This window comes from Odoribacter sp. Z80 (assembly GCF_009935865.1).
Classification (GTDB): domain Bacteria; phylum Bacteroidota; class Bacteroidia; order Bacteroidales; family Marinifilaceae; genus Odoribacter.
Genome location: NZ_QWEL01000001.1, coordinates 418,107 through 426,904, shown reverse-complemented (window position 1 = coordinate 426,904; position 8,798 = coordinate 418,107). Strand labels below are relative to the sequence as shown.

Genomic DNA, 8,798 nt, shown 5'->3' with positions numbered 1-8,798 from the left:
CGTTTTTACGTGGATTTTTAGGTAAAATGCTGTTTTCCGGGGAGGATATTTATAAAAATATAAAGGTGTTGTCCGGAGGTGAGAAGATGCGGTGTATGATAGCCCGGATGATGTTGAATAACGCGAATGTTCTGATTCTGGACTCTCCGGCCAATCATTTGGATTTGGAGTCTATTCAGGCTTTTAACAATACGCTGGTTTCTTTCAAGGGGGTGGTTTTGATGAATTCTCATGACCATGAGTTTATTCAGACGGTTTGTAATCGGGTGATAGAGTTGACACCGGCTGGTATGATAGATAAGCGAATGGATTTTGATGATTATATTACGAATGAAGGCATCAAGGAGCAATTGGAGAAGATGTATCATTGAAACGGGACTAAAATTAAAATAATATGAAAATCAATCGTTTGTTATGGGGTATTCTGTTGTTCCTGGTTAGTTGTCAGGGAGCACCCCGCACTGCAGAGTATGTTGTGATGGCCAGTCAGGAAGTGATGGAAGATTCATCCTGGAATCTGGTGGCAGAGACGTTAAGAGCTAAGCATGAAGCTGTATTGTTGGCGTATCGTCATCATCCGGACGAGTTATTGCCTTCGTTGAAGCAATTGAATCCGCGCTATGTTGCAGTGGTGGAGAAACCGGAAAATCTGGGCCGGGATTATGTTATCGGGTTAAACCGGCTGAGCCGGCAGATAGATGAGGATAAATATGCGGATTTCCTGTGGGGGATTATAACAGGATATGATGCTGGGGCTGCCATGGAAATGGTGAATAACAGTACGGAACCTTTGGTGATTAAAGATGCCGTTGCTTCCATTATGGAGTTACACAGTGGTAAATGGTTTGACCGTTTCGCCTGGGTGGATGACCATCGGATGGGATTGTGGGGAGAGAAGAAAGCAAAAGGGGACAGTGTAGTCACTTATCAGTTGCCGGCAGACAAGAAGAATAATAGCCGGGTAAATCCGGTGGATGAGATGCAGACTTTTTATGATATTTATGCGGAATATGATCCGGATTTGATTGTGACGGCTGCCCATGCAACGGAACGGAACCTGGAAATGCCTTTTTCTTTGGGTAATATCAAGTCTCAGTCTGGAGTATTATACATGGATTTTCCCGGAGCTCCCCGGAACTTGACGGAGAGCGGGAAGCGAAGGGTTTATCTGCCTATAGGAAATTGTTTGATCGCTAATGTAAATAATACGAAAGAGAGTATGGCAGTAGCCTGGATGAACAGTGCCCATGCGGCTACTTTAGTCGGGTATGTGGTAACTACCTGGTATGGCCGTAATGGCTGGGGAGGACTGAAATATTGGTTGACAACGCCGGGCCGTTATACAATAGCCGAAGCTTTTTACCTGAATCAGCAGGATATGATGAATCAGTTGGTGCAATGGAATCCCCGGTTTACTGATCTGGAATATCCTTATGATGCGTCCGATGAATTTCAGGCAGGAACTCAATTAATAAAGGATTCGCTGGGAATAGAAGCGTCACTTGATATGCTGGGATTTTTACATGACCGGGATGTATTGGCTTACTATGGTGATCCGAAGTGGGACGTTCGTTTGCAGGAAATACCGGAAGAACATGATTTTACAGTCGCTTCGGAGATAAAAGGAAAGCAATGTATTGTCACCATTACTACTCAGGAGAATTTTAACCTGGAAAGAATGAAAGGAGATCATTTCAAGGAGGAGCATGTGAAGGATTTGCCGTTCAGTTATTTTTTTCCTGAGCGTTTGAAAAATCCTCGTCTGGCCGACGGACAGGAATGGAAAGTGGCTCTTGACGAGAATTTTCTGTTGGTTTATAATGCGGATTTTGAGCCTGGTAAGACCTATAAGGTGGTGTTGGATATTGACTAACAGGTTTAGTGAGATATAAAAATGCAGGTACTGATGTACTAATTACTAATTTTTATTAGTATATTAGTACATCAGTTATTATATGTACCTATGAAAACAGGAAGAACTTTTGTTGAAAAGCTTTTGAATGCTTCTGCCGGGAGTATTGTATGCCGTGAACCTGATTTGGTATTGAGTCATGATAATTCGGCCCGTATAAAAAAGTTATTCGAGAGGATGGGTGGAAAGGTGGTAAAGTATCCTGAAAAGCTGATGGTCGTACTTGACCGGAAAATGACCGGTACGACCGAAGAATTGATTCGGGATTATAATTCTATCCATCATTTTATGGAGGAGCAGCAAGCCGGCCGTTTTTTCGATTGCGACAAAGGAATTTGCCATCAGTTATTAGCAGAACAGGTAAAAGAGGGGATGTTGATTGCCGGTAACGATAGTCATACTTGTACTGCCGGGGCGTTTAACTGTTTGGCAGTGGGGTTGAATAAAACGGAAACGGCTGTTTTGTGGAAAACAGGGAAGATGTGGTTCCGGGTTCCTGAAACAGTAAAGATTGTCTTGAGGAACAGTTTACCGGAGGGAGTATATGCAAAAGATTTGGCTCTCTGGATTATAGGTATGTTACAGAATGAACATGTGGGGTACACTTGTTTGGAGTATCACGGAGAAGGAGTCCGTACTTTATCCATTGCTGACCGGATGACTATTGCGAATGTATCTGCTGAGATAGGGGTGAAAAGTGCCGTATTTCCCCCTGATGATGCTTTGGCTGATTATTTCGGAGACTATGCAGTACAAGGAGTTTGGGCAGATGCTAATGCTGCTTATAAACGGGAGTTTGAAATTGATTTGTCGGGTGTAATGCCTTTGGCCATGTCAGTAGGTCTTCATACGGAGGTTAAAAGTGTCCGCGAATGGGGAGCATTGTCTGTACAGCAAGGATCAATCGGTGCATGTGGTACCGGAAGGATAGAAGATATGCGGGTTGTAGCCCATATTTTAAAAGATAAAAAGTTAGCCCCGGGATTCCAATTGTCGGTTGTTCCGGCTTCCCGTGAGATTTATATGCAGGCCATAGAAGAGGGATTGGTTGATATGATATTCAAGTCGGGAGCTGCGGTGCTTGGAGCGAGTTGCGGTGCTTGCTTAGGAAGCAGTTCTATGGTTCTGGCTGATACCCGGCGTTATCTGACTTCCACGAACAGTAATTCTCAGCAACGTATGTTTTCGTTTGGGGTAGAAAAATATGTGGCTTCGCCGGCGACTATAGCCATGACAGCTTTGACAGGAGTGTTAACCTCGCCGGCTGAAGAGAGGGAAGCGGTTTATCCCTATTGGTCTGTTCCGGCAGAGCCTGTTTCTGTTCATGATTTCGACAATCGCTTGTTCGGAAACGTATGGAATTATAAGGAGATAGACCACATTACCACTGAGCAGTTGTTTGCTGAGCAGTGGACATATCGTATCTCTTCAGAAGATAAAAAGGGTATGCTTCCACATTTATTAGCAGGGTTGGATGTCACTTTTGCTAGCCGGGTGGAAACAGGACAGATTCTTATTGTCGGAGAGGATTTCGGTTGTGGGAAATTGATCGAACATGCGGCATCCGGGCTTGTTGCTGCAGGAATAGTGGCCGTTATAGCCCGTTCCGTTAACCGGAGATTTTTCCGTATGGCTTTGAATCGGGGATTACCCATCCTTATTGCTCCGGAGATTGTGGATAAGTATCATTCGGGCGATATTCTGATGTTCAATTGGGCTGACAGACGGATATATCTGAACCAGGAAGAGTACAATTTACCCGATGTAGCTCCGGAGTTTGAGGAAGCTTTGACACATTTGCTTTTACCCTAAAAGAGGTTTAAGCACTCCAAACAGGATGCAGGCAATCACCAAAGTGACAATAATATTGAAGGTCTGTGCAGTCAGGAAAGCCCAGAGAATATGACGGTTTTCACGTGATATGATTTCTTTAAGCCTCGTTTCCAGTCCTACGCATACGAAGGCCAGGCTGAAGAACAGAGTACTGAACATTTTAGCCACTCCGGGTTCGAGCAATTTCCCTTTCAGATTTACGTGGAAAAGGCCATTGGTCTGAAGAAGGCTGAACACTAAGGAAGCAGCTACAAAACCGATGATGAATTTGGGAAATTTTTCCCAGACAATGTCTAAGGAGGGTGAATGGCTGTTTTTTTCTCCCCGTGTAGACAGATAAAGCGCAATGAAGAAGGCAACAAAGCCAATCAGTACGTTTTGTGCGCCCTTGATGATGACGGCATGTTGATTGGAAAGCTCGCTGACGATTGCGCTGGAGGCGGCTACGCCGCTGGTGGTGTCGATTGTTCCGCCGATCCAGGCTCCGGCAACTTCCTGTACTACCTGAGGATTATCAAATAAGCGGGGCAAAAGAACCTGAGCCAGCCAAGGCATCAGGTAAATCATCGGAACCACGATAATAAGTACTAAAGACACGATATAAGACAATTTCTTATCGTCTCCGCCGGCCACTCGGGCTGCCGTGATGCAGGCAGAAACACCGCAGATGGAAACACCGCTGGATAAAATCATGGCGGAACGTTGGTCTACTTTCATCCGGCGGGAAATAAAATAAGCGAAAAACCAGACAATACTGACAACCAGAACGGCTTGTATCAGTCCCATTGCGCCCGATTTCATGACATCGCTGAACAGTATAGTCGCGCCCAGACATACTACGCCGATTTTGATGAAAAACTCGCTTTGGATAGCCGGTTTCATCCAGTTGGGAATATAAAAGACATTCCGGATAATCAATCCTAAGATAACGGAGAAAAACACCGATTCGAAACCATAATAAGATACCTGGGGAATAGCTGCAGTAATTTGTGCTATCAGGGAGATGCCGAAAATAGCCAGTAAGGATAAAATCAATCCTTTCAAGGGACGTCCCAGCATAATCCACCCTAAATAGAAGATAATGAGAACAATGACAAATAATTGAATGGCATTACTGAAATCTGTCCATGTGGTTAGCTGTTTGGGAATCTGAGGTAAATGCGAAGGTATGATAACGGACATAGCGAGTAGCAGAATACTGACGGCAACGACTACCCAGTCTTCGTGTTTGAATTGTGTAAGCCAATTTTTCATTTGAAGGATATTGGTTAATTTTATCATGATATATCTGGCACGAAGAAAACGATTTTCTATGATTTTTTATTACGTTTAAATGCTTAATTTTGTATTTGGCTGAAAAGGTCTGAAAGGTCCGGATTTGTTATACCTGTGATGAAAACGGGCAGCTTCAGGAATTGGTATACAGAGAATATCCATCGAATTCGTACTATTGGAATACTTTTGTGTTCGAGTATTGTTATTTGCGGGCAGACTGTCTTTTTGTCATTTTATTCGCTTTGGCACAACTATTGTGAAAATTGTAGCGTAAAATCGAAATTCAATAACTAAAAATACAACACTATGGCTACAGGAAAAATAGGTGTTTCAACCCAGAATTTATTTCCGATTATCAAAAAGTTTCTTTATTCCGATCACGAAATATTTCTTCGAGAAATTGTGTCGAATGCGGTGGATGCAACTCAAAAACTGAAAGTGCTGGCCTCTTCGGGAGAATTTAAAGGAGATGTTTCTAATCTGCGTGTACGGGTAAAAGCTGACAAAGAGGCAGGAACTTTGACAGTTTCCGATAGTGGTATCGGTATGACTCAGGAAGAGGTGGAGAAATACATCAACCAGATCGCTTTCTCAGGTGCGGAGGAATTCCTGGAAAAACACAAAGACGATGCAGCTACGATTATCGGGCATTTCGGGTTGGGATTCTATTCGGCCTTTATGGTGAGCGATAAAGTAGAGATCGTGACCAAATCCTATAAAGAAGGGGCGCAAGCCGTGAAGTGGACAGGTGAGGGGGACACCGAATATACGCTTGAAAATACAGAAAAAGCAGAGCACGGTACAGATATTATCATGTATATCAGCGAGGAAGAGAAAGACTTTCTCGAAGATAGCAAAATTCAGGAGTTACTGACAAAATATTGCAAATTCCTTCCGATAGAAATTGTGTTCGGTAAAAAGAAAGAATGGAAAGACGGTAAACAGGTGGATACCGACGAAGACAATATCATCAACGACACTACTCCATTGTGGACGCGGAAGCCTGCTGAACTGAAAGAAGAAGATTACCTGAAATTTTACCATGAGTTGTATCCCATGGCTCAGGATCCCTTGTTCCATATTCATTTGAATGTAGATTATCCGTTCAACCTGACCGGTATCCTCTATTTCCCGAAAATCGACAACAAGTTTGAAATTCAGAAAAACAAAATTCAATTATACAGCAATCAGGTTTTCGTTTCCGATTCGGTGGAAGGAATTGTTCCCGAATACCTTACTCTATTGCATGGGGTAATCGATTCGCCGGATATTCCCCTGAACGTTTCCCGCTCTTATTTGCAAAGCGACCGGAACGTGAAAAAGATTTCCAGCCATATCACTAAAAAAGTGGCTGACAGCCTGACCGATATTTTTAAGAATAGCCGGGAGGATTATGAGAAAAAATGGGACGATCTGAAAGTATTTATTCAATATGGCATGCTGACGGATGAGAAGTTTGCCGAGCGTGCTAATTCTATTGTTTTGCTGAAAGACACCGAAGGAAAATATTTTACTTTGGAAGAGTATGAGAATCTGGTTAAGGTGAACCAGACGGATAAAGACAATAACATCGTCTATCTCTATGCCACCGATGTTCAGGAACAGTATACCTACATTCAGGCTGCCAAAGACAAAGGGTATGATGTGCTGATTATGGACGGTCAGTTGGATACCCATTTCATCAACCACCTGGAACAGAAAAATGCCAATCATAAGTTTTTACGGGTAGACTCGGATGTAGTGGACAAGCTGATACCGAAGAGCGATGTGAAAGATACAGATTGGAGTGAGGCTGAGCAAGAGGAAATGCGGGATGTTTTCAATGCTCAGCTACCGACAGAGGGAGGGATGTTTATGGTTAATTTTGAAGCTTTGGGAGAAAGTGCTGATCCGGTGATTATCACCCGCTCCGAATTTATGCGACGGATGAAGGAAATGGCGGCTATGAATCCGGGAATGGGATTCTATGGTGCTATGGGGGACCAGTTTACGTTGGTTGTGAATACTGACCACAAATTGGTAAAATCTGTTTTGGCAGATGAACAAAAAAAGATGTCTGTTCAGTTGGAACCAATTGATTTTGAGATTAAAGAAAATGAAAGCAAACGGACTGAGATAGATGAATTGAACAAGGATAAGAAAGAAGAAGAGATTCCTCAGGTAGACAAAGACAGAAAAAAGGAGTATACGGATAAGATAAATGAGTTGAAGAGCCGCAAACAAAACTTACTGAAAGAATATGGCAAGGAAAATAAGATTGTGGGACAACTTATAGACTTGGCTTTACTGGCAAACGGCTTGCTGAAGGGCGAAGCGTTGAATCGGTTTGTAAAGAGAAGTGTGGATTTGATAAAATAAAAGAGAGAATTGATAAACAGGTCCGTTGACTTTAGTAGAGAAAGGGAAGAATTATGAAATACGTAGGAGCTCATGTATCGACAACCGGGGGTGTAGAAAATGCACCGTTAAATGCCCATCGGATAGGAGCCAAGGCTTTTGCTTTGTTTACAAAGAACCAGCGTCAATGGGCTGCGGCACCTTATACGGCGAATAATGTGGAGTTGTTTCATCAGCGGTGCCGGGAGTTGGGATATGATGCCAGTCACATATTGCCACACGACAGTTACCTGATTAATTTAGGCAATCCCGATCCGGATGCCCTGGAAAAATCCCGGGCAGCTTTTTTGGATGAGATGTTGCGTTGTGAGCAACTCGGTTTGAAGTTACTGAATTTTCATCCGGGCAGTTCCCTGAAAAAAATCAGTGATGAGGATTGCCTGAGGTTGATTGCTGAGTCGATAAACCGGACGTTGGATAAGACGACAAGTGTTTGTGCTGTGATTGAGAACACTGCCGGACAAGGATCAAATTTAGGATATAGTTTTGAGCAACTGGCTTATATCATTGAGCGGGTGGAGGATAAATCCCGTGTCGGGGTGTGTATTGATACTTGTCATGCGTTTGCTGCGGGGTATGATTTAAAAAGCGAAAGCGGTTTTCAGGATACTTTCGAGCATTTTGGGAATGTGGTTGGTTTTCAGTATTTGAAAGGCATGCATTTGAATGATTCGAAGAAAGGCCTGGGTTCTCGTGTGGACCGTCATGAAGTGATAGGCCAGGGGGAGTTGGGATTAGACACTTTCCGTTGGATTATGCAGGATTCGCGGTTTGACGATATTCCTTTGATTCTGGAAACGCCGGATGAGGAAAGATGGACGGAAGAAATACGGATGCTTTATCAGTTTGGGAAATCATGAGAATAGGACTTTTGTCCGATACCCATGGTTGGCTGGACGTTAAGATTGAGGAATTTTTTAAGGATTGTGACGAAGTATGGCATTGCGGGGATATCGGCAATATGGCTGTGGCGGAGCGATTGGCTACGGGATTTAAGTTGAGGGCTGTTTATGGAAATATTGATGGTGGGGAACTCCGGCAGATGTTTCCTGAGGTATCGGTTTTCGAAGTGGACGGGGTGAAAGTTTTGATGACTCATATTGGTGGTTATCCCGGGCGTTATGACACTCGTATTCGTGAGCTATTGGATCGGGATGTTCCTCAGTTATTTGTGTGCGGCCATTCTCATATCTTGAAAGTGATGTATGATAAGAAGCTGAAATGTTTGCACATTAATCCCGGAGCTGCCGGTAATTATGGGTTTCATAAGGTGCGTACGGCTGTGCGTTTTACTATTGAGAAAGGGAATATCAAGGATTTGGAGGTAGTTGAATTAAAAAAGGGGTATTGCGGGGAGGTATGAATAAGTAATTTTGAAGAT

Annotated in this window: 7 protein-coding genes; 6 read left to right on the top strand and 1 reads right to left on the bottom strand. The window is 43.3% G+C overall.

Annotated features, from left to right (window positions below; genetic code table 11):
* The 3 genes from D1136_RS01800 to D1136_RS01790 all read left to right on the top strand — a co-directional run.
* Positions 1 to 371: ATP-binding cassette domain-containing protein (locus D1136_RS01800; protein ID WP_161875901.1), on the top strand; the 371-nt coding region annotated here is incomplete at its 5' end.
* A gap of 23 nt (positions 372 to 394) precedes the next feature.
* Positions 395 to 1,873 carry a hypothetical protein gene (locus tag D1136_RS01795; protein ID WP_161875900.1) on the top strand — a complete coding sequence of 493 codons (1,479 nt, stop codon included), beginning with the start codon at positions 395 to 397 and terminating at the stop codon, positions 1,871 to 1,873.
* A 90-nt stretch (positions 1,874 to 1,963) separates the two neighbouring features.
* Complete coding sequence (locus D1136_RS01790) at positions 1,964 to 3,724, top strand: aconitase family protein (RefSeq protein ID WP_161875899.1); 1,761 nt, start codon at positions 1,964 to 1,966, stop codon at positions 3,722 to 3,724.
* Here D1136_RS01790 and D1136_RS01785 read toward each other — a convergent pair.
* On the bottom strand, positions 3,716 to 4,999 hold the full coding sequence (locus tag D1136_RS01785; protein ID WP_161875898.1) for a YeiH family protein: 1,284 nt from the start codon (positions 4,997 to 4,999) through the stop codon (positions 3,716 to 3,718). The two genes, D1136_RS01790 and D1136_RS01785, sit on opposite strands and share 9 nt — an antisense overlap.
* 327 nt (positions 5,000 to 5,326) lie before the next feature.
* Between D1136_RS01785 and htpG the strand changes: the two genes are divergently transcribed.
* Genes htpG through D1136_RS01770 form a run of 3 tightly spaced genes read left to right on the top strand, consistent with a single transcriptional unit; the run spans position 5,327 to position 8,780 of the window.
* The gene (gene htpG, locus D1136_RS01780) at positions 5,327 to 7,378 is read left to right on the top strand and encodes a molecular chaperone HtpG (protein WP_161875897.1); all 2,052 of its coding nucleotides are present in this window, start codon (positions 5,327 to 5,329) and stop codon (positions 7,376 to 7,378) included.
* Positions 7,379 to 7,431: 53 nt separating this feature from the next.
* Complete coding sequence (nfo, locus tag D1136_RS01775) at positions 7,432 to 8,277, top strand: deoxyribonuclease IV (protein WP_161875896.1); 846 nt, start codon at positions 7,432 to 7,434, stop codon at positions 8,275 to 8,277.
* Complete coding sequence (locus D1136_RS01770) at positions 8,274 to 8,780, top strand: metallophosphoesterase (protein ID WP_202623030.1); 507 nt, start codon at positions 8,274 to 8,276, stop codon at positions 8,778 to 8,780. Before nfo ends, D1136_RS01770 begins: the two co-directional genes overlap by 4 nt.
* The last annotated feature ends 18 nt before the right edge of the window (positions 8,781 to 8,798 follow it).

What these genes read in the sequence shown, in the direction of transcription:
- D1136_RS01795 (WP_161875900.1), top strand. Translation starts at nt 395, where the DNA reads ATGAAAATCAATCGTTTGTTATGGGGTATTCTGTTGTTCCTGGTTAGT.
- D1136_RS01790 (WP_161875899.1), top strand. Translation starts at nt 1,964, where the DNA reads ATGAAAACAGGAAGAACTTTTGTTGAAAAGCTTTTGAATGCTTCTGCC.
- D1136_RS01785 (WP_161875898.1), bottom strand. Translation starts at nt 4,999, where the DNA reads ATGAAAAATTGGCTTACACAATTCAAACACGAAGACTGGGTAGTCGTT.
- htpG (WP_161875897.1), top strand. Translation starts at nt 5,327, where the DNA reads ATGGCTACAGGAAAAATAGGTGTTTCAACCCAGAATTTATTTCCGATT.
- nfo (WP_161875896.1), top strand. Translation starts at nt 7,432, where the DNA reads ATGAAATACGTAGGAGCTCATGTATCGACAACCGGGGGTGTAGAAAAT.
- D1136_RS01770 (WP_202623030.1), top strand. Translation starts at nt 8,274, where the DNA reads ATGAGAATAGGACTTTTGTCCGATACCCATGGTTGGCTGGACGTTAAG.